Origin of the sequence: Oceanicaulis sp., assembly GCF_965249665.1 — a bacterium.
Lineage (GTDB): Bacteria > Pseudomonadota > Alphaproteobacteria > Caulobacterales > Maricaulaceae > Oceanicaulis.
In genome coordinates this window covers 620,077-643,968 of sequence record NZ_OZ252247.1, presented here as the reverse complement: position 1 = coordinate 643,968, position 23,892 = coordinate 620,077, and the positions used below count along the sequence as shown (strand labels likewise).

The 23,892-nt window shown below is 61.5% G+C and carries 21 protein-coding genes; 14 read left to right on the top strand and 7 right to left on the bottom strand.

The window, feature by feature from the left end; translation table 11 throughout:
* Window positions 1-74: 74 nt before the first annotated feature.
* Window positions 75-809: a lysoplasmalogenase gene (locus ACP154_RS03135; RefSeq protein ID WP_421856923.1), complete on the top strand. Its 735-nt coding sequence runs from the start codon at window positions 75-77 to the stop codon at window positions 807-809.
* On the opposite strand, the gene rpoH is transcribed toward ACP154_RS03135, so the two are convergent.
* Entirely contained in the window at window positions 806-1,696 is an 891-nt protein-coding gene (rpoH, locus tag ACP154_RS03130) for an RNA polymerase sigma factor RpoH (protein WP_107711619.1), read from the bottom strand. The two genes, ACP154_RS03135 and rpoH, sit on opposite strands and share 4 nt — an antisense overlap.
* Before the next feature lie 214 nt (window positions 1,697-1,910).
* On the opposite strand from rpoH, the gene ACP154_RS03125 reads away from it, so the two are divergent.
* Both ACP154_RS03125 and ACP154_RS03120 read left to right on the top strand, forming a co-directional pair.
* Window positions 1,911-2,462 (top strand): GNAT family N-acetyltransferase, encoded by a 552-nt coding sequence (locus ACP154_RS03125; RefSeq protein ID WP_421856926.1) that lies wholly within the window; start codon window positions 1,911-1,913, stop codon window positions 2,460-2,462.
* Window positions 2,463-2,505: 43 nt separating this feature from the next.
* Window positions 2,506-3,393 carry a bile acid:sodium symporter family protein gene (locus ACP154_RS03120; RefSeq protein ID WP_421856929.1) on the top strand — a complete coding sequence of 296 codons (888 nt, stop codon included), beginning with the start codon at window positions 2,506-2,508 and terminating at the stop codon, window positions 3,391-3,393.
* Here the strand turns inward: ACP154_RS03120 and ACP154_RS03115 are convergent.
* Window positions 3,390-4,400, bottom strand: a complete 1,011-nt coding sequence (locus ACP154_RS03115) for an RluA family pseudouridine synthase (RefSeq protein ID WP_421856932.1) — start codon at window positions 4,398-4,400, stop codon at window positions 3,390-3,392. The genes ACP154_RS03120 and ACP154_RS03115 overlap by 4 nt on opposite strands.
* Before the next feature lie 176 nt (window positions 4,401-4,576).
* Between ACP154_RS03115 and ACP154_RS03110 the strand changes: the two genes are divergently transcribed.
* From ACP154_RS03110 to sppA, 4 genes are all read left to right on the top strand, one after another.
* Window positions 4,577-6,943 (top strand): TonB-dependent receptor, encoded by a 2,367-nt coding sequence (locus ACP154_RS03110; protein ID WP_421856935.1) that lies wholly within the window; start codon window positions 4,577-4,579, stop codon window positions 6,941-6,943.
* 188 nt (window positions 6,944-7,131) lie between these two features.
* Window positions 7,132-9,465 (top strand): TonB-dependent receptor, encoded by a 2,334-nt coding sequence (locus tag ACP154_RS03105; protein WP_421856938.1) that lies wholly within the window; start codon window positions 7,132-7,134, stop codon window positions 9,463-9,465.
* A gap of 135 nt (window positions 9,466-9,600) precedes the next feature.
* Entirely contained in the window at window positions 9,601-11,322 is a 1,722-nt protein-coding gene (locus ACP154_RS03100; RefSeq protein WP_421856941.1) for an alkaline phosphatase D family protein, read from the top strand.
* Between the two features lie 96 nt (window positions 11,323-11,418).
* Window positions 11,419-13,284: a signal peptide peptidase SppA gene (gene sppA, locus ACP154_RS03095; protein WP_421856944.1), complete on the top strand. Its 1,866-nt coding sequence runs from the start codon at window positions 11,419-11,421 to the stop codon at window positions 13,282-13,284.
* A gap of 60 nt (window positions 13,285-13,344) precedes the next feature.
* Here sppA and ACP154_RS03090 read toward each other — a convergent pair whose 3' ends face one another.
* The gene (locus ACP154_RS03090) at window positions 13,345-14,211 is read right to left on the bottom strand and encodes a LysR family transcriptional regulator (RefSeq protein WP_421856947.1); all 867 of its coding nucleotides are present in this window, start codon (window positions 14,209-14,211) and stop codon (window positions 13,345-13,347) included.
* Between the two features lie 104 nt (window positions 14,212-14,315).
* Here ACP154_RS03090 and ACP154_RS03085 point away from each other — a divergent pair, with 104 nt between their 5' ends.
* On the top strand, window positions 14,316-14,948 hold the full coding sequence (locus ACP154_RS03085) for an FMN-dependent NADH-azoreductase (protein ID WP_421856950.1): 633 nt from the start codon (window positions 14,316-14,318) through the stop codon (window positions 14,946-14,948).
* A 59-nt stretch (window positions 14,949-15,007) separates the two neighbouring features.
* Here ACP154_RS03085 and folE read toward each other — a convergent pair whose 3' ends face one another.
* A complete protein-coding gene (gene folE, locus ACP154_RS03080) occupies window positions 15,008-15,637 on the bottom strand; it encodes a GTP cyclohydrolase I FolE (RefSeq protein WP_107711609.1) in 630 nt (209 codons plus the stop codon).
* Between the two features lie 284 nt (window positions 15,638-15,921).
* Here folE and cysS point away from each other — a divergent pair, with 284 nt between their 5' ends.
* The 4 genes from cysS to ACP154_RS03060 are packed head-to-tail and all read left to right on the top strand — an operon-like array spanning window position 15,922 to window position 19,091.
* A complete protein-coding gene (cysS, locus tag ACP154_RS03075; protein WP_421856953.1) occupies window positions 15,922-17,310 on the top strand; it encodes a cysteine--tRNA ligase in 1,389 nt (462 codons plus the stop codon).
* 39 nt (window positions 17,311-17,349) lie between these two features.
* Window positions 17,350-17,784, top strand: a complete 435-nt coding sequence (locus ACP154_RS03070; protein ID WP_421856956.1) for an iron-sulfur cluster assembly scaffold protein — start codon at window positions 17,350-17,352, stop codon at window positions 17,782-17,784.
* Between the two features lie 51 nt (window positions 17,785-17,835).
* The gene (gene yidD / locus ACP154_RS03065) at window positions 17,836-18,192 is read left to right on the top strand and encodes a membrane protein insertion efficiency factor YidD (RefSeq protein ID WP_421856959.1); all 357 of its coding nucleotides are present in this window, start codon (window positions 17,836-17,838) and stop codon (window positions 18,190-18,192) included.
* A 14-nt stretch (window positions 18,193-18,206) separates the two neighbouring features.
* Complete coding sequence (locus ACP154_RS03060; protein WP_421856962.1) at window positions 18,207-19,091, top strand: glycosyltransferase family 2 protein; 885 nt, start codon at window positions 18,207-18,209, stop codon at window positions 19,089-19,091.
* Between the two features lie 27 nt (window positions 19,092-19,118).
* Here ACP154_RS03060 and ACP154_RS03055 read toward each other — a convergent pair whose 3' ends face one another.
* Both ACP154_RS03055 and ACP154_RS03050 read right to left on the bottom strand, forming a co-directional pair.
* Window positions 19,119-20,021 (bottom strand): hydroxymethylglutaryl-CoA lyase, encoded by a 903-nt coding sequence (locus tag ACP154_RS03055; RefSeq protein WP_421856964.1) that lies wholly within the window; start codon window positions 20,019-20,021, stop codon window positions 19,119-19,121.
* A 2-nt stretch (window positions 20,022-20,023) separates the two neighbouring features.
* Window positions 20,024-21,721 (bottom strand): ArnT family glycosyltransferase, encoded by a 1,698-nt coding sequence (locus ACP154_RS03050; RefSeq protein WP_421856967.1) that lies wholly within the window; start codon window positions 21,719-21,721, stop codon window positions 20,024-20,026.
* A 111-nt stretch (window positions 21,722-21,832) separates the two neighbouring features.
* Between ACP154_RS03050 and ACP154_RS03045 the strand changes: the two genes are divergently transcribed.
* A complete protein-coding gene (locus ACP154_RS03045) occupies window positions 21,833-22,561 on the top strand; it encodes a glycosyltransferase (protein WP_421856970.1) in 729 nt (242 codons plus the stop codon).
* Window positions 22,562-22,621: 60 nt separating this feature from the next.
* Window positions 22,622-23,110 (top strand): hypothetical protein, encoded by a 489-nt coding sequence (locus tag ACP154_RS03040; protein WP_421856973.1) that lies wholly within the window; start codon window positions 22,622-22,624, stop codon window positions 23,108-23,110.
* Between the two features lie 74 nt (window positions 23,111-23,184).
* Here the strand turns inward: ACP154_RS03040 and ACP154_RS03035 are convergent, their stop codons facing one another.
* A complete protein-coding gene (locus ACP154_RS03035) occupies window positions 23,185-23,739 on the bottom strand; it encodes a carboxymuconolactone decarboxylase family protein (protein ID WP_107711601.1) in 555 nt (184 codons plus the stop codon).
* Between the last annotated feature and the right edge of the window lie 153 nt (window positions 23,740-23,892).

The window sequence follows — 23,892 nt, the reverse complement described above, 5'->3', positions numbered from 1 at the left end:
CGGTGACTTGACGCTTGCGCAGGAAAGCGGCACGCCTTTGACCTGATTGGCGCCCAAACATGACGAGTTCGTTTATGACCGACCCTGCCTCTGATCGCTACGCCCGCACCGAACCTTTGTTTCCGGACTGGGCGGCGCCCATCTATCTGTGGGTCTCGGTGGCGGCTTCGGTAGTTTATCTGGGTCTGGACCTGACCACGTATTCCATGCCGGGACTGGCTTTGACCAAGGCTCTGGGCGTTATCTTGTTGGGGGTGTATGCGCTTTTGAAGCGTGCGCCCGTGCTGGCGCTCGCCCTGATGCTGTCAGCGGGTGGCGATTATGCGCTGGCCATGAGTCCGCCACAGCTGGAAGCCGGGATCGGCTTTTTCGGGGCTGCGCATCTCACTTATATCGTGATCTTCGCCCTGATGGTGCTGGGCGGCGGCTTCAAGCGTGAGGGGCTGGTCCTGGCGAGCGGATTGTTCGTGTTCGGCGTCGCCATGTGGCTCTGGCTCAACCCCGGCATGGGCGCGCTGACCGTGCCCGCCAGCATCTATCTGGGGATTATCCTGGTGATGGCCATGGCGGCGGGCCTGGTCAAAGCGAACAATCTCATCGTTATCGGCGCCTTGTTGTTTGTCGTGTCAGATTCCGTGCTCGCCATGCGTTGGTTCCGCGGCGTTCTGGTCTTTGAAGACAGCCTTGATTGGGGCGGAGTGATTGTCTGGGTGACGTATTACGGCGCGCAGCTATGTCTGACCTTGGGCGTGGTGCGCGCCAAGGCCGGGACTAAAACTCAGGCTGTGAACGCGGACGTGTCCGCCTAGGCGGGCATCAGGCCGCGGTCTTCAGCGAGCCGCTTCATCTCGTTTTGCAGTTTTTCAAACGCGCGCACTTCGATCTGGCGGATGCGTTCGCGGCTGACGCCGTAGACCTGTGCAAGGTCTTCGAGCGTTTTCGGCTCTTCGGTCAGACGACGTTCCTGAATGATGTTTTGCTCGCGCTCGTTAAGCGCGCCCATGGCCTCTTGCAGGAGGGTCATGCGGGTGCTGAATTCATCAGATTCCGCCAGCTCTTCCTCAGCATCGTCCGCATCGTCATCGGCCAGCCAGTCTTGCCATTCCGCTTCGCCGTCTGCGCGCATCGGCGCGTTCAAAGAGGCGTCCGGGCCTGACAGGCGCCGGTTCATGGAGATCACGTCGTCATCGGTGACGCCCAGTTTTGTGGCGATCTGCTCGACCTGATCAGGGTGCAGATCCCCTTCTTCCAGGGCGCGCATCTGGCTTTTCATCCGGCGCAGATTGAAGAACAGCTTTTTCTGGGCCGCCGTGGTGCCCATTTTCACCAGCGACCAGGAGCGCAGGATGTATTCCTGGATCGAGGCGCGGATCCACCACATGGCGTAGGTGGCCAGGCGGAAGCCCTTGTCAGGGTCAAACTTCTTCACCGCCTGCATCAGGCCCACATTGCCTTCGCTGATCACTTCGGCGATCGGCAGGCCGTAGCCGCGATAGCCCATGGCGATCTTGGCGACGAGGCGCAGATGAGAGGTGACCAGCTGGTGAGCGGCGTCAGAATCTTCGTGCTCCTGCCAGCGCTTGGCCAGCATGAACTCCTGATCCTTCTCAAGCATGGGGAATTTGCGGATCTCCGCGAGATATCGCGACAGACCGGCTTCCGGCGACATTGTCAGCGCTGATTTCATATTCGCCATGTGTCACTCCCCAGCGAGCCTTGGCGCTGACAAAATGAGCAGCGCCGCGTTCATTTAGGTAGCCCATTTCCAGATTAACAGGGGTCACAAGCCAGTGAGCCTGAAACACAATCCTTCGGGCCTGCTGACTAGAACAGATAACGGCGCCCGGATTAAGGCCTGGCGCGGAAAGAATGTATTGCCCTGAAGGACGAGCCTCGCGAAAACTCACCGTATGACGATTTCAGTGCGACAAGCCCGCTCGGGCGATCAGCATGCCCTGGCCCTTGTGGGCGCGGCGACCTTTCTGGAAAGCTATGCCGGCGTCGTGGACGGCGGGGCGATCATTCGTCATTGCGTCGAGCGGCATGCGCCGGAGGTATACGCACAGGCGCTGGAGACGCCCGGCCATGCGCTCTGGCTGGCCGAGCAAGATCCTGGCGCGGCGCCGGTGGGCTATCTGCACCTGACCGCGCCTGATCTGCCGGTTGAAACACGCGCTGACGACCTTGAGATCAAACGCATCTATGTGCTGGCGAGCCTGCATCGGTCGGGTCTGGGACGGCGTTTTCTTGATGAGGCGACTGACCATGCCCGTGCGGTTGGCGCAGACCGTCTGTTGCTGGGCGTTTACAAGAACAACACCCGTGCGCTCGCCTTTTATGACCAAATGGGTTTTGAGAAAATCGGGACGCGCCAGTTTGATGTGGGCGGGCGCATCTATGATGACTGGGTGTTGGCGTTGAAGGTTGGAGCGCCCATTAAGAACCGCAAAAACCATAATTGAAATATGCCTTTATGGGCCCCCTTAAGCGCTTTAGGGTGAGGGTATGGAAAGTCTGTTTGCGCAAGTCCTGCTGCCGCTCGCCCTGGCCTTTATCATGTTCACCCTCGGGGTGGGGCTGACGTCGGCCGATTTCAAACGTATCGCCCTGCAACCCAAGGCGTTTCTTGTGGGGACGGCGTTGCAGTTCATCTCGCTGCCCTTGATCGCGATCGTCCTGGTGGCGTTCCTGCCGATCGCGCCGATTGTGAAAGTGGGCGTAGTGCTCCTGGCGGCCTGTCCGGGCGGGACCACTTCCAATCTGCTCACCCATATGGCGCGCGGGGATGTGGCGCTCTCGGTGTCTCTTACAGCGATCACCTCGCTTGCGTCTGTCGTGACCGTGCCGCTGGTTTTGATGCTGGCGCTGGCGCTGTTCATGGGGCCGGACGCGCCCCAGGTGGGCATGGTGTCCACGGGCGTGGTGATTTTCGCGCTGACGGTTATTCCGGTCGCGCTGGGCATGGGGCTGCGCAAGATCGCGCCGGGTTTGGCGCTCGCGCTCGAACGCAATTCGCGCTTCATGTCGGCCCTGGTGTTCACCGCAGTGGTCGTAGCGACGATCATCAATGAAGGGGTGGGCGAGACCCTGCGACGTCTGACCCAGGCGGGCGCCGTGTCGCTGGCGCTGAATGTGGCGGCCATGGCCGTCGCGTTCGCGGTGTCGAGCTGGATGGCGTTCAAGATGCGTCAGCGCATCGCCCTGACGCTGGAGTGCGGTTTGCAGAACGCCACGCTCGCCATTGTGGTGGCGAGTTCCTTGCTGGGCGATATCGACTACGCCATGCCCGCTGCGATCTACGGCCTGATGATGTTCGCCACGGCGGGCGTGTTCATCCTGTGGGCGCGGCGCTGGTCGAAAGCCGCGGTGCGCGCGCGGGCGATGGCGCGCTAGATCCGCTCCAGAAAGCCTTCCAGCCTTTGCATGTCCTTGGGCAGGTCGGTCTCGAACCGGACCTGTTCCCCGGTCACAGGATGCTCAAATCCCAGCACGGCGGCGTGAAGCGCCTGACGCCGGAAATCCTTGAAGTCCTTGCCGCTGTCGAGTTTCGCAAGCGGGGTGGAGCGACCCCGGCCATACACCGGATCGCCCAGCAGCGGGCAGCCGATATGGGCCATATGCACCCGGATCTGGTGGGTGCGTCCGGTTTCGAGCCGGCACCGCACCAGCGCGCACATGGGATGGCCGACGGATTTGCCGGGCTCCTGACCAAAGGTTTTCAGCGTTTCGTAATTGGTGATCGCGTGTTTGCCCGCCTGCGAGCCGGGCGTGTCGATCACTGCCATCTTCTTGCGGTCATGGCTGGAGCGCGCCAGTCGCGTTTCGATCCGCCCCGAGCGGGGCTGAGGTGCAGCGCGGGTGAAGGCGAGATAGGCGCGCTCAACGCTGTGCGCGGCGAATTGTTCTGACAGCCCCTGATGCGCCTTGTCAGTCTTGGCGGCCACCATCACGCCGGATGTGTCCTTGTCCAGGCGATGAACGATGCCGGGGCGCTCCACCCCGCCAATGCCCGAGAGCGATCCCGCGCAGTGATAGAGCAGCGCATGCACCAAAGTGCCGGTCCAGTTGCCCGCCGCAGGGTGGACCGCCATGCCGGCGGGCTTGTTGATGACGATCAGATGCTCGTCCTCAAACAAGACATCGAGCGGGATGTCTTCAGGCTTGGGCGTCGCTTCCACGGGGGCGGGCACGTCCAGGCGATAGACCGCGCCTTCGCGCACCTTGGCGGAGGGATCGGTTAGCGGCGCACCATCCATAAACAGGCAGCCTTGCTCGACCAGCGCCTTGCAGCGTGACCGGGACAAGTCATCCCACAGGGCGGCCATCCAGCGGTCCAGGCGCTCGCCGTGATGTTCGTGCTGGGCGATCTGTTCTCTGGGGGCTGGGTCCGGTCTGGTCAAAGGCGACGCCTTCTTGAGGGCTGTTGCGTGACATTATGGGAACACCTGACACTGAGTTCCACAGAGCGCCCGTGCCGTGACGAATTGGTAAGTGAACGGACGTATCCCATCCCTTTCCGCATTCGGTACGTGATCACCGGTGTGAACGCTATGCAACAAGATCAGGGATACTGACAATGACGTTTAAAGCTCGCTTGACTGTGTGCACCGCCCTCCTGGCGCTGTCACCCGTTGCGCCTGCTTTTGCTCAACAGGGCGAGACACAGGTTACGGACGTGATCACCGTAACGACGCAGAAACGAGAGCAGTCCGTCACGGACGTTCCGATCAATCTGACCGCGTACGACACCCGGCGCCTGGACGTTCTGGGCATCGAGCAGTTCGATGAATTGTCTGATTTTGTTCCGGGTCTGGAGATTCAGGAGCAGTCGCCCAATACACCCGGCTTCGCCATTCGTGGCATCACGTCTGATGACACCACGGCGACGGGCGAAGCCCGGGTCGCCGTGTTTCAGGACGGCGTGCCCATCTCGCGCGCCCGTGGCGCGTTTGTGGAATTGTTTGATGTCGAGCGCGTGGAGGTGGCCAAAGGTCCGCAACCCACCCTGTTTGGTCGCGGCGCGCTGATTGGCGGCATCAATATCATTCAGAACAAGGCTCAGCTGGACGATGTGTCGTCCGGTGCTGCGTCTGTGACGCTGGGTGATTACAATCGTCGAGAAGCGCGTGGGCATGTGAACCTGCCGCTCAGCGACGCCTTCGCCCTTAGACTTGCCGCTGCTCACAAGGCGCGCGACGGCTATGTCGACAATGTGCTGGGCGGACCGGCGATGAACGCTGTCGAGCTTGAAGCCTATCGCATTTCCGCCCGTTGGGAGCCGACGGACGCCCTGCGCCTGGATGTGATCGCCAATTACCAGGACGACACCCCAGAAGGCGGCACATCGTTCAAATCGGGGGTGTTCGCGCCCGCGCCGGGCGTCTCGCTTGAGCCCTGGGCGCCTGCTGCGCTGAGCACCTTGCCGATTTTGGAGAATGGCGCGCCTTTGGGCATCAACCGTAAGGTCTATGGTGTGACGGTTCTGGGCGATTATGACTTGAACGACACATGGTCGGTCTCCTCCATCACCGGCTGGCGCGCCCTGGAGACCCGCGAAATCCTGGATTCAGATGGCTTTGCCGCTGATTTGCTCGCGGTCGCAGATAATGGTTCCGGACATCAATGGAGTCAGGAAATCCGCTTCAATTATGACGCCGGCGGTCCTCTGACGGGCTTTTTCGGCGCGTCGTATTTTTACGAGCGCAGCCGACAGGCGATTGCGTTGGCCACGGATGAAGCCGCGGTTCAGGCCCTGTTGGCGCCTCAGCTGGCGGCCGGCGCGGGCCTGAGCGTGGCGCAGGTCGAAGCCTTGCTGGCGCTGCAGGGCGTCCCCAATGCGAATGGCTTTGACGATTTGCTAAACCCGTTGGGGCTGTCCGTGCTCAGCCTGCTCACAGCTGGTCAGCTCGTCCCGCTGAGTGCGTATCGTGAAGGCACGACCAATTACGGCGAGACCACCGCCCTTGATGTGTTTGGTGATGTGTCCTACGCGGCGACAGATCGCCTGACCCTAAGCGCCGGATTGCGCTGGACAACAGAAGACAAGGAGGCCGGTATCTCCGGCTGGCATATCGACGCGCCAAACCGTGTCACGGGCGCCCCGACCGTCTTCCTCCCCGCGACGCCGAATGGTGTGATGCTGAATTCAGGCGAGCGCAGTTTTGACGACTTCACCTGGCGCGTGACCGGCCAGTACGATCTCACTGCAGCGGTGAACCTGTTTGCGTCCTATGCGCGGGGGCGCCGTCCGGACGTGATCAGCTATTCCAACAATCAGTTCGTGATCGCGCCGGCTGAAATCGTCGACAGCTATGAGCTGGGCGGCTACTGGACGCTGGCATCCACCAACATCCAGGCGTCTGTGTTCTATTCAGAATACGAGAACTTCCAGAGCAGCCGTCTCGAGCCGCAAAGCGCCACCTATATCGTCGATAACGCCGGAAGCGCGACGCAGTACGGGTTTGAAGGCCAGCTCGACCATCAATTCACGGATCACCTGTCCGTCTTTGCGACCTATGCGTACAATATCTCCGAGTTTGACGACACGGACTCCGATGGCCGGGCGCAAGAGTTCGCCGGCAACACCTTCCGCCTTTCGCCCGATCATGCGCTGTCTGTCGGCGGGCTTGCCGAGTTTGAGACGCGGCTGGGCCGGGTGTCGCTGATCCCGACCTGGACCTGGCAGTCAGAGGTCTTCTTTGACAATGACAATGATCTGACCGATGCCCGGCAGGACGAGCTGCAGGGGGAGTTCGGTCTCATCAATCTCCGGGCGCGTCTGGATCTGCCCAATGAGCGAGTCTATGGCGAGGTCTTCGTCAACAATCTGGCGGATGAGAGCTACATCATCGATGCGGGCAATACCGGCGACAGCTTCGGTCTGCCCACCTTTATCGCTGGGTCGCCCCGTATGGCGGGCATCAAGATCGGCGCGAGCTTCTAGTCAGGGTCTCAACCCTGCTCGGTAGGGACGGGCGTGGGGCGTGGCTTTCGGGTGACGTCACATGCCTTATGCCTTACCGTAACCATAGTTTTATCAACTCGTTAGTGAAGCGTCACACTTCGCCCCTAACAGCGAGCAGCCTGCGATCGCCGCGCTGATCGCTATCAAACTGTTCAGGGGTCCCCATCATGACGTATAAAGCTCACCTGTCTGCGTGCGCCGCGCTGATCGCGCTGGCGCCCGCCGCGCCCGCCTTCGCCCAAGAGGTCAATTCCCAGATCACCGATGTGATCACGGTGACCACCCAGTTCCGCGAACAGTCTCTGGCGGATGTGCCGATCAATGTGTCGGCGTTTAACGAAGAGCTGATCGAGCGTCTGGACATCCGCAACCTCGAAGACATGGCCCTGTTCACGCCGGGTCTGGTCATTCAGGAGCAGAGCCCGAACAATACCGGCTACTCCCTGCGCGGCATCACCACCGATAGCGGCGTCGCCACCGCCGAAGCGCGCGTCGCCATGTTCCAGGACGGCCTGTCCATCTCGCGCTCTCGCGGCTCTTATGTGGAGCTGTTTGACATTGAGCGCCTGGAAGTCGCCAAAGGCCCGCAGCCGACCCTGTTTGGTCGCGGCGCGCTGATTGGCGGCATCAACATCATCCAGAACAAGGCCGAGTTTGAAAACTCCGCCAGCGTGTTCGCCGGTCTGGGCAATTATGACGCCTATGAAGTGGGCGGCCATGTGAACTACGCCCTGGCTGATAATTACGGCCTGCGCTTTGCCGCTGTGAACCGCGTGCGCGACGGCTTTATCGACAATCTCGGCGATGGCGACGACCTGCAGGGTCGTGACGTGTTGGCGGGCCGACTGGTCCTGTCGGGCGAACCGATGAGCAATTTCAGCTTCGACCTGATCGCCAACTGGCAGCAAGACAGCGGCCCGGGCACCTCGTTCAAGTCCGGCGTTCTGGCGCCGGTCGGTGGCGACACCTCGCCTTACACCGCGGCGGACCTGCGCCTGATCGACGGGTTCCTCAACGGCGAACCGCTGGGCCTGGACCGCTGGGTCTGGGGCGTGACCGCGCTCACCAGCTGGGACATCAATGACAGCTGGAACCTGTCCACTGTCACCGGCTACCGCGCGTACGACTCCCTTGAGATCTTTGATCCGATCGGTGGCGGCATCGAGTTCCTGAACTTCGCCGAAGACGCGACCGGTCGCCAGACCAGCCACGAAATGCGCCTCAGCTTTGACAATGGCGGCCCGCTCACCGCGTTCGGTGGCGTCACCTATTTCTACGAAGCCAACACCCAGCGGATTCCCGGCATCTATAACGAAGCCGCTGTGCAGGCCTTCTTTGTGGGCGCGGGCTCCTTCGGAGATCCGGCGGTTATCGCTGGCGCACTGGGCCTGCCGGTCTCGGCCATCACGGATGTGACCAACCCGTTCCCGTTCTCCATCGCGGCTTTGACCAGCGGTCTGGGCCAAGTCCCGCTGCGCCCGAACTATTACGAAGAATCCGCGAACGCCGGTTCGACCGAAGCGCTGGATTTCTTTGCAGACGCCTCCTACGCCGTCACGGATCGCCTGACCCTGACCGCCGGCGTGCGCTATACTGACGAGAGCAAACAGTCATCAGGTTATGGCGGCACGGCCATGGGGCCGAACCGCGTTACGTTTGGCCCGATGCTGATCCTGGCGGGCACGCCGAACTTCGCCACGGTGAACGCCAGCGCAGATTTTGACGCCTGGACCTATCGCGTGAACGCCGCTTACACGCTCAGCGATCGCATCAATACCTGGGTCAGCTATGCCCGTGGCCGCAGCCCGGACCTTCTCTCGCTGGACAGCAATTCACCGTCCTTCTTCGCGACCGCCCCAGCCGAGATCGTGGACTCGATCGAAGCGGGCGCCTTCATCACGCTGGACCGCGGCACGTTGACCGCCTCGATCTACCGGTCCGAGTACGAGAACTTCCGCACCTCGGTCTTTGACCCGCTGACGGCGACCTTCACCCCGCAAAACAATGGTGAAGCGACCCAGACCGGCGCCGAACTCCAGGGCGATTTCCGCCTGACCGATACGTTCGATCTGATGGTCAGCTATTCTTACAACATGGCCAAATTCAACGACACGTCGGGCGGCCAGCCGCAGGCGTTGGGCGGCAACCGCTTCCGCTATGCGCCGGAACATTCCGTGGCGCTGGGGGCCCGTTGGGAAGTGGCCGCAGGCGACTGGGGCAATCTGACGGTGCTGCCGAGCTATTCCTGGCAGTCGCACGTCTTCACCGACAACGACAATGATCGCTTTGTCGGCGTGCGTCAGGACGCCTATGGCCTGCTGCGGGCCCGTGTGCGCTATGAAAGCGCGGATGAGGGCTATTTCGCTGAAGTGTACGGCAACAACCTGACGGATGAAGAATTCCTCATCGACGCTGGTAATACCGGCGCCGGCTTTGGTCTTCCAACCTTCATCCCGGGTGCGCCGTTGACTTACGGCTTCCGCATCGGCGCCAGCTTCTAGAAGCAGGCGCTCAAGGTCTCGTCTGGGGGGACGGGGCTGTGGCCGGCGCAAGGAGAGGGGCCTTGCGCCGGCCTTCTTATTTGTTCTCTACTTTTCCGTGACTCGTCGCACACGAGCGTAATCGGGGGGAAGACCATGTCAGATGAAATTAAACTCACGCGCCGGGCGGCGCTGGCGGGCGTTGCAGGGCTGGGCCTTGCCGCCACGGCCTGTAGCCGTGAGGAACAGCGCTTTGCGCCGCGCCCACCCGCAGACGGGCCTTTCAAGCATGGTGTGGCCAGCGGCGACCCCGACCAGAGCTCGATCATGTTGTGGACGGCGATTACGGCTGACAGCCTTGACGCCCCGGTGCGGGTTCAGCTGGCGGAAGACCCCGAGTTTCAATCCGTGCTGATCGACGCCGAGGCGGCGCCCGCCGCAGAAGCGGTGCGCGACATGACGCCGTTCAAGCTGCTGGCGGATGGGCTGCAGCCAGGACGGACCTATTGGTATCGCTTCTCCTTTGGCGGCGAGCTGAGCGACACCGGTCAGACCCGCACCTTGCCTGAGGGCGCGGTGGACAGCTTCAAGATCGCTGCGTTTTCATGCTCGAACTACCCAGCGGGCTTTTTCAACGCCTATCGCGCCGCTGCAGACCGCGGCGATGTCGATCTGGTCGTCCATCTGGGCGATTATCTCTATGAATATGGCCGTGGCGGCTACGCCATGGAGGATGATGAGCGCCTGGGCCGGGTGGTCGAACCCGCCCATGAGATCGTCAGCTATGACGATTATGTGCTGCGCTACGCCCAGTATAATGCTGATCCGGACCTGAAAGCATTGAAAGCCGCGGCCCCTTTGCTGACGATCTGGGACGATCACGAGACGGCGAACAACGCCCATCTCACCGGCGCGGAAAATCATGACCCTGATGAAGGCGAGGGGGCTTGGCCGGTGCGGGTGAACGACGCCTTGCGCGCTTACTATGGCTGGATGCCGGTGCGCGAGCCCGAGAATCGTCTGGCGCGCTATGGCGCCCTGGAAATCGGCGATCTGGCCACCTTGATCTTTCTGGAAAGCCGGCTGCTGGCGCGGTCTCAGGAAATGACCATGGAGGGCTTTCCTATCGCGCTCGATTCTGATCCCTCAGACCCTGACGTGCAGGCGCAGGTTCAAGCCTGGCTTGATGAGCGGGTCGGTGGCGAGGACCGCACCTTGCTGGGCGCGGAGCAGTTCGATTTCGTCATTCGCACGCTCGAGCAATCCGTAGCAGCCGGCAAGCCTTGGCGCCTTTTCGCCAACCAGGTCCTGATGGGCTCGGCCACAGCGCCCGATTACACCAAGGAAACGCCCTTCTGGCTGCGCTGGGGCATGCGGATCGCAGGCGGCGACATCTGGGATTTCGCGCGTCAGACCCAGTTTGGCGTTCCCATGACGCTCGATACCTGGGACGGGTTCCCGGCGGAACGTGAGCGTCTGTTTGAAGCCGCTCGAAACGCCAACGCCGATTTCATCGTGTTGACGGGCGACAGCCATAATTTCTGGACGGTGGACTTAAAGACCGATGCTGGCGAGCGTGTCGGCGTCGAGTTTGGCGTCACCTCTGTGACCAGCCCGTCCGACTATGAATTCGTCAATGCGCCCAGCGTGGATTTCGGCCAGATGACCCTGCAGGCCAACCCGCACATCCTCCATCACAGCGTGTACGCGAAAGGGTTTGTCCTGCTGACCCTGACGCCGGAGGAGGCGATCGCGGACTTTGTGACGGTATCGACGATCAAGGATACAGCGTTTGAAACAGGGCTCGACAGCCGCTGGCGCGTCACGCCTGCATCGGGGGGCGCAGTGCCGTCGGTCGAGCGCCTGGCCGGCGCCTGACCGGGGGTTGCATCATTTTAAGGTACATGCGCCTAGACAGGGGCATGGCCGTAGGCCAACTTAAACCTTCATTCGGGGGTGAAATAAGGGGTTCCCATGTCGTCTGACGAAAACATCGTGGCGCGGATCTGGCGCTATATCGGCGCTGTCCAGCACGGAATATTGCGCGTCTTCGGGATAGTCGTGATTGCGTTTTTCCTGATCGCTTTCATTGGCAGCCTGTTCTCCAGTGACGAGTTTGATCTCGCCGACAGCGGCGTTCTGATTTTCGCGCCTGAAGGTCCGATCGTTGAAGAGCCCACAACCCTGTCGCCCAATGACGCCTTCACTGCGTCCTTGCTGGGCGGCGGCCCGGGCGATGAAGTGCTCTTGCGGGATGTTGTCGACGGGTTCCGCCAGGCCGCCCAGGATGATGACGTCACGGCTATCGTGATGAATCTGGAAAACTTCGCCGGGGGCTATCCGGCCGCCCTGCATCAGGTCGCCCACGAAATGGAAGCGTTCCGCGAGGCTGGCAAAGACATCATCGTCTATGGCGACAATTTCTCCATGAGCGGCTACTTCCTCGCCGCACACGCCAGCGATGTCTACTTGCACGACATGGGCGGCGCGAGCGTGACGGGGTATGCGGTCTATCGCACCTTCTTCCGGTCCCTGCTGGATCGTTTGTATGTGACGTTGAACGTCTACCGCGTCGGCACCTTCAAATCCGCGCTTGAACCCTATCTGGGCGATGAGATGTCGGAACCCGCCGCAGAGGCGAACCTTTTTGTCTTTGGCGATCTGTGGAACGCCTATACGGATCGCGTCGAAGCGGCGCGCGGCCTGTCGGACGGCGCTTTGCAAACCTATGCCGACACCTTCCCGGAGCTGCTCGTGGCCCAGGATGGCGACACCGCCGCTGTGTCCTTGAACGCCGGTCTTGTCGACCATGTGATCGGCCGTGGCGCGTATCGCGATCTGCTGGCCGAACGCTTTGGCCGGGATGAGGACACGGGCGGCATCGTCGCCAGCAATTTCTTTGACTATGTGAACGCCAATCGTGAATTCCAGCTGGTTCCGGCGGACAAGATCGTCGTGATCAAGGCTGTGGGCGGCATTGTCGACGGTGATGGTGATGGCGGTGTGATCGGTGGCGATCAGCACGCAGAGCTCGTGCGTCGGGCTCGCCTTGACGACAATGTTCGCGCCATTGTTCTGCGCATCGATTCAGGCGGCGGCTCGGCCTTCGCCTCTGAACTGATCCGTGAAGAGCTGGAAATGGCGCGTCTTGAAGGCAAGATCGTCATCGCCTCCATGGGCGGCGTGGCGGCTTCTGGCGGCTACTGGATCGCGACGCCGGCCCATGAGATCTGGGCCGAGCCGACCACCATCACTGGCTCGATCGGCATCTTTGGCTTCATTCCGACCTTTGAGAACTCCCTCGCCGAGATTGGCGTCTATGAAGACGGCGTCGCCACGACGGCGACCGCACGTCAGCCTTCTTTGACGGGTGGTGTGACCGAGGAATGGAACACCGTGCTGCAAAGCTCCATCGAGGCAGGGTATGAGCGCTTCCTGTCTATCGTGGCGGAGTCACGCGATATGACCCGTGATGAAGTGGATGCGGTCGCTCAGGGACGTATCTGGACCGGTCAGCAAGCCTATGACCGCGGTCTGGTGGACTCAATTGGCGGCTATGATGACGCCATCGCCGCCGCCGCCGAACGCGCTGGCCTTGAAGAGGGCGATTACCGCGTCGTGGAATTCCGCGACGAGGTCGACCCCTTTGCTCAGATCCTGGAAATGCTCGGTGAAGATGCGCGCCTCGCCGTCTTCGGCAACGGACTTCTGGGTTCGGGCTGGCTGGGTGATCTGGCCCGCGACGCGCAGGACGAGATCGAAACCATCAATATGATGAACGATCCCAATGGCGTGTATGCGAGCTGTGTGGAATGCAACGCGTTCCGTATCAACCAGTAAGCAGACGCATCCGCGAGACTGAGAAGGCCCGGCTGATCCAGCCGGGCCTTTTTCATGGGATCAGCCCTGAAACTGGGAGCGCAGCCAGCGCAGGACCTTGCGGACCTTGCTGGACTGAAGCGCTTCTTCTCGACCGGCAATTTTGTAGGCGGGGCCCTTCAGCCGCATGACGGGGCTCACAGGCGCCAGCAAGCCGCGCTGGATCAGAAGGCTCAGCAAATGGGGGCTGCCCAAGAGCACGCCTTGTCCTGCGAGCGCGCACTGAACGGCGTACTGTTCGTCATCGAAGGCGCGGTCCTGCGCGATGTTGATCCGCAAATCCGTTTGCTGTGACAGGTCTTGCCATGAGGGCGCGGCGCCAATCGGCATGCGCCAGCTCGGGCTGAGCAGATCCACGCTGCGTCCCGCCAGCACCTTGTCTCTGAGGGCGGGTGTGGCGAAAGCGCCGAATTCATCCTCGACCAAGATGTCTTCGCCCGGCTTCACCGGTCCATAGCGGATTGCAAGATCGATCTGTGTGGCGCGCTTCAGATCCACAGGCGCATAGGAGGTTTCGATCCGGACGCTCAGATCGGGAAGCTCGGTTTCGAGCTGGGCCAGCCTGGGCGCCAGCCACAGGCTGGCGAAGGCGGGCGTCACGGCCAGGGTGATGCGTCCTGACTGGGGTTTGAGCTCGGACAGGGCGATGTCGATATCCCTGAAGGCGCCGGCCAGGCGTTCGGCCAACTGCCGTCCTTCAGATGTGGCGGTGACGCCGCGGGCTGAGCGGATGAGCAAGGGCAGGCCCAGCTGCGCTTCCAGCGCCTTGATGGCGTGTGACAGCGCGGTCGGCGTCACGCCCAGCTCTTCTGCGGCGCGCGCGAGGGTCCCGTGCCTCGCGGCGGCTTCAAACGCCCGCAGCGCGCGATGGGAGATGTGAGAAGACATGAGAAAATCTCACCTTTGACTGAAGTCATCTCTATAGCGCCTCATGGCTATATGCGGAAATTAAGAAGCCTCTTTCAACCCTGTTAGTTCTAGAGGTGAAAATTATGCATGTCTTGAGAGTGGATGCGAGCGTCCGCAAGGACGGTTCGTTGAGCCGGGAAATCGGAGACGCCTTTATGCAGGCGCTCCGAAACACTCATCCCACGGTCAAGCTGACTGAACGTGATGTGGGTCTGAACCCGCCACAGATCATCACGTCCGACTGGGTGGCGGCGGCCTTCACCCCTCGAGATGACAGAAGCGCCGCGCAGTCTCAGCGTCTGGAGCGCAGTGATCAGGCCATAGCCGAGCTTCGCGAGGCGGAGATCATCCTGATCACCGCGCCGATGTATAATTATGGCATGCCGGCGGGCCTCAAGGCCTGGGTGGACAGCGTCGTCCGCAAAGACGAAACCTTCACGTTCGACCTGGCGCGCGGCGATTTTCCGCTTCAGCCGGTCCTGTCGGGCAAAACGCTCGTGCTGGCCACGGCCTGGGGCGAGTTCGGCTTTGAGCCAGGCGGCGTCAGGGACGGGCAAGGCCATCTGGTGGGCCATGTGAAGGCGGTGTCGGGCTATCTGGGCGCGGACCGGGTCGAGCATGTGGGCGTCGAGTATCAGGAATTCGCCGATGACCGCTTTGAAGCATCCCTGCAAGCGGCGCTGGAGCGGGCCAGAGCTCTGGGCGCCAGCCTTTGAAAAACAAAAAGCCCGGGAGCAGCGCTCCCGGGCTTTCCTGTTTGCGGTTCAGTCAGCGCCTAGCGCTTGGACTGCTCGCACAGATTCATGAAGCGCTGGCGCAGTTCGGCGTTCGCCTTGAACTCGCCGCGGAACATGGTGGTGATCGTGGACACGTTCGGATGATGCACGCCGCGCGTGGTCATGCACTGGTGTTTGGCGTCCACAAAGATCGCGACGCCCAGCGGGCTCATGGCGTCCTCAATCGCATCGGCGATCTGGGCGGTCATGGTCTCTTGCGTCTGAAGACGCTTGGAGAAGGCCTCGACCACTTTGGCGATCTTGGAGATGCCCACCACGGCGCGATCCGGCAGATAGGCAACGCAGGCGGTGCCCAGAATCGGCGCGATGTGGTGCTCGCAATGGCTCTCCACATCAATGTTGGTCAGCATGACCATGTCGTCATAGCCCTGCACGTCCTCAAAGCGTTTGCCGAGGATTTCGTGCGGATCTTCATTATAGCCCCGGAACCAGTCCTGATAGGCTTTCACAACACGCTTGGGCGTTTCCAGAAGGCCCTCACGGCGGGGGTCGTCACCAGCCCAGCGCAGCAGCGTGCGTACAGCTTCTTCAGCTTCTTCGCGGGTCGGGCGAGCAATGGCGTCCTCAGGCAGGTTGGCCAGAGTTTCTTTGTCAGTCATGGCGTCCATATCGGGCGGATCCTTTCGTTGACGGGCGCAGCTCTGCGTGAAGCAGAGCGACGAAGTACCGGTTTCCGGATCCAGCAGGGCGGGACGGTGCATGCCGTCGACGCGCGCCGGGTCTAGATGTTTCCTCCGGGAAGCGGATTTACCGCGTCCAGCACTTAGTTAGTTTCGGGTTTGAAATATCCAATACCGTAACAAGTCTTTTTCCTAAGCGCTTCACGTTGTAGACCGTCGCGCTGGTGTAACGCAAATCCCTGCGCTGCGCTCAGACTTTTGGAAAAGCTCAGATGACCGTCCTGAAACTGTATGACACCGCCGCGCGAAAGAAGCGCGACTTCGTTCCGATCAATGCCGAGCGGGTGACGATGTATGTGTGTGGTCCGACGGTCTATTCAGAAGCCCATATAGGAAATTTCCGTCCGCCGGTGGCGTTTGACGTGCTGTTCCGTTTGCTCCGGCATGTGTATGGCGCAGACCATGTGGTCTATGCGCGCAACATCACGGACGTGGATGACAAGATCAACGCGGCGGCCGCTGAAGCCGGTGTTGATATTTCCGTGATCACGGACAAATTCGCCCGCATCTATCGCGAAGACAGTGCGGCGCTGAACATCACGCCGCCTTCGCTGGAGCCGGCGGCGACCGCGCACATGCCGCAAATGGTCGCCATGATCGAAAAGCTGATGGCGGATGGCTTCGCCTATGCCGCCGAAGGCCATGTGCTGTTTTCCGTCAGCAGCTACGACAAGTACGGCAAGCTGTCAGGCCGCTCTCTGGATGACATGATCGCGGGCGCTCGCGTGGAAGTGGCGCCGTACAAGAAAGATCCGGCTGACTTTGTTCTATGGAAGCCGTCCAAGCCCGGCGAGCCGGTCTGGGAAGCCCCGTTTGGCGATGGTCGTCCGGGCTGGCACCTGGAATGCTCGGCCATGATCGAAGCGAACTTGGGAGAGACCATCGACATTCACGGCGGCGGCGGCGATCTGGTTTTCCCGCACCATGAAAATGAAGTGGCTCAGTCAGTCTGCGCCCATGGCGGAGCGCCATTGGCGAACTATTGGCTGCATAACGGCTTTTTGTCGATGGAATCCGAGAAGATGTCCAAATCGCTCGGCAATGTGATCAAGCCCAACGACCTTTTACAGAAGGGTGTGAAAGGCGAGGTGATCCGCTATGCGTTGATGACAGGCCATTACCGGGCGCCGCTCGACTGGACCGCCAAGCTTCTGGAAAACACCCAGCGGTCCATGGACCGGCTTTACGGCGTGCTGCGTCGTCTGAAGGCGGTCAAGGCCGCTGAGGTCGATGTGCCCGCTGCGGTCATGGACGCGCTGCTCGATGATCTGAACACGCCCAAGGCGCTGGCCGCGCTGTTCGAGATCGCCGGCCGCGCCAACAAGGCCGCCAGTGAGGAAGAGCAGGCGCAGGCCAAGGGCGAGCTGCTCGCCGCAGGACGGCTTCTGGGCCTGTTTGATCAGGATCCGGACGCCTGGTTTGGTCTCGATACGTTGGATGAAGCGCTCCGCGTAGAGATCGACCAGTTGCTCGCCGAGCGTCTTGAGGCGCGTCAGGCCAAGGATTTCGCCAAGGCCGACGCCATCCGTGAAACCCTGACATCGAAAAATGTCCAAGTGGACGATGGTCCCGAAGGGGCGACCTGGCGCCTGAAGGGCTGACGCCTTGAAATCGCCTAGCTGGGGGCGGACATAACGCGCATGAGTGACATCTATTCCAATGATCTGCTCGAATTGGCGGCTGATATTCCACATATCGGCCGCCTGAGCGCGCCGCACGGCAGCGCCCACAAGGTCTCTCGCATTTGCGGGTCCGAGCTGACGCTGGACCTCCGGCTGGAGGAGGGGCGCATTTCAGAGATCGGACTGGACCTGAAAGCCTGTGCTCTGGGCCAGGCCAGCGCCAGCGTCTTCGCCCGGTCTGCGATCGGGGCGGATCTGGAGGAAATTCGTGCTGCACGCGAAGCGCTCAAGGCGATGTTGAAGGATGGAGCCGAGCCGCCCAAGGGTCGGTTTTCAGCCCTTGTCGCTCTTCAGCCTGCCGCGGACTATCGCCAGCGTCACGGGTCCATTCTGCTGGCGTTTGACGCGGCGCTGGAGGCTTTTGAGGCAGCGCTTGCGCAGACTCAGGCTTAATGTGGACTCTGAACGAGTTTTGGATTGATCAGGCGCCGAACTGGGCTTCTAATGTGTAGACGAGCTGGACTTGCACGCTTGCCGACTCGCCTGGGGCTGGTATTGCTGCGCGCTTATCAAATCGGACTGTCCCCGATCCTCTACGCTTTCGGTGTGCGGTGCCGACACCAGCCCAGCTGTTCGAGCTACGCAACAGATTGCGTGCGTGAACAAGGGCTGTGGCGCGGTTCCTGGCTGGCGGCGGGACGGGTGCTTCGGTGCCGTCCAGGCGGCAGCTGGGGATATGACCCAGCTCCCGAGCCGCGTCCGAAAACGGCGTGGTGGAAAGTCTGGGCGCTGCGCGAGGGGCCAGTGCGGGACAGGCAAGGCTATATACATCCGGCGGGTGAAACGCCGGATGGGGAATGAGTGGGGGAACGGACGTGGATCAACCAGTCCGATCAGGCATCTCGGCGGTCATTGTGACCTTTCGCACGGGAGACGTCTTGCTTGAGTGCGTGGATTCCGTGCTCGCAGCGCCGGATGTGGACGAGCTCGTGCTGGTCAATCATGACAACCCCCCTGAAATGGTCGCCCAGCTTGAGCAGCGGGCCCGTCACGACGCCAAACTTCGAATTGTGCATACAGGCGGTAATCTGGGCTTTTCCAGGGGCTGTAATATCGGGGCGCAATCCGCGCGGGGCGACGCGCTTTTGTTTCTGAACCCCGACGCTGTTCTGAAACCGGGCGACGCAGCGCGTCTTCTCAAGACCGTTCAGGGCCGGGCGGAGCCCGCCATCGTCGGGGCGCGTCTGATCGGGCCGGATGGCAAGGAACAACGTGGCGCCCGCCGGGGCGCTCTGACGCTCGGATCCGTCTTGACCGGCTTTCTGGGTGTCTCGTGCAAGTTTCACCGCGAGCATGAACCCCTGCCTGAACAACCGGTCCGAATGCCGACCGTATCAGGGGCCGCCATGCTGATGACGCGGCGTGGCTTTGATCGCCTCGAGGGTTTTGATGAAGGGTATTTCCTCCATGTGGAGGATATCGACATCTGCAAGCGTGCGCGGGATTTCGGCGGCGAGGTGATCTTTGAGCCGCGTGTGGAAATCGCCCATGTGGGCTCCACCTCGAAAATCAGCCCCATCAAGGTTGAAGTGTTCAAGGCGCTGGGGCTGGCGCGATATTTTACGCTGCATGGCGGGTTTGTGGGCCCGTTGCAAGGATTTGTCCTGGGGCCGGTCTTCCTGTTGGGGGCGGTAATGCGCTCGGTTCTGTTTCAGATCCAGGGGCGGACAGCCAGCAAGGTGCCAGCCTCCGAACTCTAGCACGCGGATCTGAACCGAGGCAGTGGCTTATCGGGGCGGAAACGGCCCGGCCTTGCTGAGCGCGGACTCAATGGGGTGCTTGAGCGCAACCTGTTCAAGCCAGTGGGCCGTCTCGATCATCTTGTCGAGATCAATGCCGGTGCTGTAGCCCCCGCGTTCCAGCATGTAGACCACGTCCTCGGTCGCCACATTGCCCGTCGCTTTCGGCGCGAACGGACATCCACCAATCCCGCCCGCTGACGCGTCGATCACATCCACACCCGCCTCGACAGCGGCGTAGACATTGGCGATGGCGGTGTTGCGGGTGTTGTGAAAGTGCAGACGCAGGCGCGCTTTTGGCGCGGCTTCACGTACGATCTCCACGGCCGTGTTGACCTGCCAGGGCGTCGCCACGCCGATGGTGTCGCCCAGAGCGATTTCGCTCGCCCCGGCGGCGGCCGCCCGTCCGGCCAGCTCCCCCAGAATCGCCGGGTTCACCTCCCCGTCAAACGGATCGCCGAACGCGACAGAAATGGTGGCGGACAGGGGAATGCCTGCGTCATGGGCGAGCACCGCAATCCGGTCCAGCAGGTCGGCGGTGTCCTGTGGGGTGGCGTTCTGATTGCGTTTGCCGAAGCCTTCAGAGGCGACCATGACGTAATTGATCTCATCGCAGCGCGACTCGATCGCCTGGCGCATGCCGCGTTCATTCAGCGCCAGACCGATGAAGGACACGCCCTTGTCGCGCGGAACCTGCTCCATCACGGCGATGGAATCGGCCATTTTCGGCACGGCCTTGGGATTGACGAAGCTCGCCGCTTCCAGGCGCTTCACCCCGGCGTCAATCAGCCGGTCGATGAAGTCGAGCTTCACAGATGTTTCAAGCTGGACCGGGTCGTTCTGCAAGCCATCGCGCGGCCCGACTTCAACGATCTCGATGGAACGGCTCATGGTCAGCTCCCAGAGGTTTCGGCGGCGCTGGCGTCGCAGCCGGTGGCGGCGATCAGCAAGACCGTGTCGTCGCCGCGTGAATAGTTGAACCCGTCCACCAGCCGGACCGCACAGGCGCGCTGCACGAACGGGCGCAGGGTCTCCGCTGCGTTATCGCTCCAGCGGCTCAGATCAAATACGTAAAGTCGCGGAGTGGAGAAATCGAGGCGCCCGGCCGCTAGATCTGCAGCGATCTCATCTGCATCGCGCAACTGCACCGCGCCGCGCGTCAGAAAGACAAAGCTGGGCTCGGTGTAGGTGGAGACGAGCTCTGCATCGCCCACAAGCGCGCGCATATCGGCGACTTCCACCGCGGCGGGCGCGGAGGGGAACAGGATGTCCGCGGACGGCGCGACCACTCCGCGTCCCAGCCCGTGCCAGCTCAAACCGATGACCACCAGGCCGATCAACGCCAGATCATAGCGTCTCATATAGAGCGCGAAGGTCGCAGCAAGGCCGCAAAACACCATGATCCCGGTCGCCAGAAACGCCGCCCATTGCGCGCCGGAGAACCGCCAGGCGAGCGCGATCAGAAGCCCGCCGGCTGCAAGAACGCCCAAGCCGAGCAATCCCAGACCCACAAGCCGCCAGCGGCGCTCCACCCGGCCCCATCGCGCCAGGCCCAGACCGGCGACGACGGCGAGGGCGGGATAGATCGGCAAGGGGTAATGGGGCAGCTTTGTCGGGATCAGCTCCACCAAGAGCCAGGCGGGCGCGATGAAGGCGACCAGAAGGCGCGCGGCTTGAGCGTCCGACGTCTGATCGCGCCAATCCTTGATCAGGCTCGCAAGGCCTGTGGGCAGGCTGACGATCGCGGGCAGGAACAGGATTGGCAGCAACAGAAGATGACTGCCCGGCGGCGCACCATGTCCTTCGTGTCCTGAGGTGAGCTTGGGGGCCATGTCCCCGCCCAACGCGTCAATCAGGAAGGCGCCGTCCGTGGCGATCTGAACGCCGATCAGCCAGGGCAACAGGATCAGCGCGGCCACCAACGGGCCGGGCCAGTAGAAAAAGACCTTGAGCCAGGTCACCCGGCGTTCGAGTGCGCACAGCGTCACCACCGCCAGCCCCATCATGGCGGGTGTTACGGGCCCTTTGATCAGCGCGCCCAAAGCCACGAAGACCCACATCAAGACCGCCCATCGGCGGCGGCGAGTGTCCGTTTTCGCCAGCCAGACCTCGACAAAGGCGAGAAAACTTAGACCGGTCATGGCGCACAGAAGAGCGTCGGTCTTGGCGATGCCGCCCTCAGAGGCCAGCAACAGCGTGACCGACACCAGCGCCCCCGCGAAGACGCCTGTGCGGTGATCATACAGGCGTCGGCCCGCCCAAAAGGCGCTCAGCGCCGCCAGCATCGCGCCCAGCACGGACGGCAAGCGGTAGGCCCAAATCTCGCGCGCGTCCGGTCCGGTGGTCACAGCGACGCTGAGGCTTTGCAGCCAGTAGATCCCGATGGGCTTTTTATGGCGCGGCGCGTCCTGAAACCGGATCTCGACGAAATCGCCGCTCTCGATCATTTGCGCGGTGGCTTGGGCAAAGCGCGCTTCATCTCGGTCCAGAACTGGCAAGGTGAACACGCCCAGAAGACTGGCGATCAGGGCCAGACCGGCGATGAACAGGCGGGCCCGTTCGGTGTTTATCAGGCGATCTTGCAACGACATGAACAGCCCGGGCGCAGAGAACAAAGAAAAAGATCGTGCGTCTGTGTGAATAATCGGTATGAAACGCGGCAAGATATTCTTCAAGCAAGTCCGTCCAAGACGAAGCGTTTCATGACTGATCCCCGCCCAGAGCTGAGCATTATCGCGCCGATGCATAACGAGGCAGGTAATGCTGCGCGTCTTGCAGAAGAAATCTATAGCGTTCTTAAGGATCGCTCGCACGAAATCGTTCTGGTCAATGACGCCAGCACCGATGAGACGCTGGCCGAACTGCTGGCGGCGAAAGAAACCATCCCGACGCTACGGATCGTGACCCATCGCAAGAACGCTGGCCAGTCGCGTGCGATCCGCACTGGCGTTCTGGCCGCCAAGGCGCCGCTGATCTGCATGCTGGATGGCGATGGTCAAAATCCGCCCGCCGATATTCCGACCCTCGTCGACGCCCTGGCGGCCGCACAAGAGACCACCGGAATGGTGGCGGGGCGCCGGGTGGGACGCCAGGACAGCGCGTGGAAGAAGACCGCCTCGCGCTTGGGCAATGGCGTGCGCAAATCCTTGCTCAATGATGATGCCGACGACACGGGCTGCGGCCTTAAAGCCTTTCGCCGTGACGCCTATTTGCTGTTGCCCTTCTTTGATCATCAGCACCGTTTCCTCCCCGCCTTGATGAAGCGCGAAGGCTTTGATGTGGGCTTCCGGGATGTGGGCCACAGGCCACGCACCGCCGGCCAATCGAAATATACCAATCTGGGACGTCTTTTCGCCTCTTTGAGCGATATGCTAGGTATGATGTGGCTCAACAGTCGTGCGCGTCAGCCCGGCGGCTGGGACGAAGCCTGATCAGGCGCCCGATATCTTCGGCGCCGGTGGTGGACGGGCGACGGGGATAGGAGAACGGTCATGACCGGTCCGACGGGTTCAGGTGTCGCAGTGGGGCTCGCCAGCTCTGAAGCGCAGGTTCAACAGAGCGGGGGGCTCAACGTGTTTACGATTTTTCCGAAATTACTCATTCCCATGGCGGTTTACGCCCTGGTCGCCTATAGCGACGCCTTTTTTGGCGGCGAGGGCGCATCCATGCTGACCAATCCGTTGTTCACCCTGGGCCTGCCCAGCGGGGAATGGGCGGTGTCGGCGTCTGACCTGATCCTGACGCTGGCTCTGGCCATGCTGTTTATTGAAATGGTGGGATCGGCCAGCTCGGGCACATCGTCCTTGCTCAATCACGGCCTGTCCATGGCGACCTTGCTGGTGGGCATTTTGCTGTTCTTGCTGGTGCCGGTCTTCGCCACCTCCACCTTCTTCCTGCTCATCGTGATGAGCCTTCTGGATGTGGTTGCGGGCTTCACCGTGACGGCCATCTCGGCCCGCCGCGATCTCGGCGCCGGCTAGGGTGCAAGCCTCAACTGATGAAAACGGCCGGTTCCGTCATGGAACCGGCCGTTTTTGATTCAGGCTTTTTGGGATCAGGATTTCGGCGTCCAGGCGAATTTCTTGAACGCGCTGTCCACGGGCGTTTTGGCGAGGTGGTTGGTGTAATTGGACATGATTTTCTGGCTGTAGCCCAGAACCACTTCGAGCACATTGCGCTGGGTGAAGCCGGCGTCGAGGAAGGCCTGAAGTTCGGCGTCATCGAGCTCGCCACGCTGGCGGACCAGCTGCAAGGTGAAGGTGCGCAAGGCTTCAAGCCGCGCATTGGGAAGTGCGGTCTCATCGCGCAGGGCGTCGATAATCGCGTCGTCCACCTTCATGCTTTTGGCGATGCCAGTGTGTGCAGGCACGCAATAATGGCAAGCGTTCTCAACATTGATGGTCTGCCAGACCACGGTCAGTTCATCCGCGTCAAAGCTGGAGTTCTGAAACAGCTCATGCACACGCTGATAGGCTTCCAGCAGTTCAGGCGATTCCGCCATCACCGCGTGCAGGCCTGGTACCATGCCGAAGGCTTTGAGTGAGTTTTCAAGCAGCGGTTTGGACGCTTCAGGAGCGCTGGCGTCGTCGTGAAGGGTAAACTGGGTCATTGGCGTTTCCTTTGTCTGTTTAGAGCCGACGCAGGGACACCTAGGTATCTTTGAGTGATCACTCAATACGTAGTTTGAGCAATCACTCAAATGTGAGCTATAAAGGTTCCACAGAACGCTTGGCGACAGACCGCCAATGACCCAGATTTAAAA

Coding starts and splice junctions, on each gene's coding strand:
- ACP154_RS03090 (WP_421856947.1), bottom strand. CDS start 14,211: ATGTCTTCTCACATCTCCCATCGCGCGCTGCGGGCGTTTGAAGCCGCC.
- ACP154_RS03055 (WP_421856964.1), bottom strand. CDS start 20,021: ATGAGCCGTTCCATCGAGATCGTTGAAGTCGGGCCGCGCGATGGCTTG.
- ACP154_RS03045 (WP_421856970.1), top strand. CDS start 21,833: ATGACTGATCCCCGCCCAGAGCTGAGCATTATCGCGCCGATGCATAAC.
- ACP154_RS03085 (WP_421856950.1), top strand. CDS start 14,316: ATGCATGTCTTGAGAGTGGATGCGAGCGTCCGCAAGGACGGTTCGTTG.
- ACP154_RS03110 (WP_421856935.1), top strand. CDS start 4,577: ATGACGTTTAAAGCTCGCTTGACTGTGTGCACCGCCCTCCTGGCGCTG.
- yidD (WP_421856959.1), top strand. CDS start 17,836: ATGTGTAGACGAGCTGGACTTGCACGCTTGCCGACTCGCCTGGGGCTG.
- ACP154_RS03105 (WP_421856938.1), top strand. CDS start 7,132: ATGACGTATAAAGCTCACCTGTCTGCGTGCGCCGCGCTGATCGCGCTG.
- ACP154_RS03135 (WP_421856923.1), top strand. CDS start 75: ATGACCGACCCTGCCTCTGATCGCTACGCCCGCACCGAACCTTTGTTT.
- ACP154_RS03125 (WP_421856926.1), top strand. CDS start 1,911: ATGACGATTTCAGTGCGACAAGCCCGCTCGGGCGATCAGCATGCCCTG.
- ACP154_RS03035 (WP_107711601.1), bottom strand. CDS start 23,739: ATGACCCAGTTTACCCTTCACGACGACGCCAGCGCTCCTGAAGCGTCC.
- cysS (WP_421856953.1), top strand. CDS start 15,922: ATGACCGTCCTGAAACTGTATGACACCGCCGCGCGAAAGAAGCGCGAC.
- folE (WP_107711609.1), bottom strand. CDS start 15,637: ATGGACGCCATGACTGACAAAGAAACTCTGGCCAACCTGCCTGAGGAC.
- ACP154_RS03040 (WP_421856973.1), top strand. CDS start 22,622: ATGACCGGTCCGACGGGTTCAGGTGTCGCAGTGGGGCTCGCCAGCTCT.
- sppA (WP_421856944.1), top strand. CDS start 11,419: ATGTCGTCTGACGAAAACATCGTGGCGCGGATCTGGCGCTATATCGGC.
- rpoH (WP_107711619.1), bottom strand. CDS start 1,696: ATGGCGAATATGAAATCAGCGCTGACAATGTCGCCGGAAGCCGGTCTG.
- ACP154_RS03070 (WP_421856956.1), top strand. CDS start 17,350: ATGAGTGACATCTATTCCAATGATCTGCTCGAATTGGCGGCTGATATT.
- ACP154_RS03120 (WP_421856929.1), top strand. CDS start 2,506: ATGGAAAGTCTGTTTGCGCAAGTCCTGCTGCCGCTCGCCCTGGCCTTT.
- ACP154_RS03100 (WP_421856941.1), top strand. CDS start 9,601: ATGTCAGATGAAATTAAACTCACGCGCCGGGCGGCGCTGGCGGGCGTT.
- ACP154_RS03050 (WP_421856967.1), bottom strand. CDS start 21,721: ATGTCGTTGCAAGATCGCCTGATAAACACCGAACGGGCCCGCCTGTTC.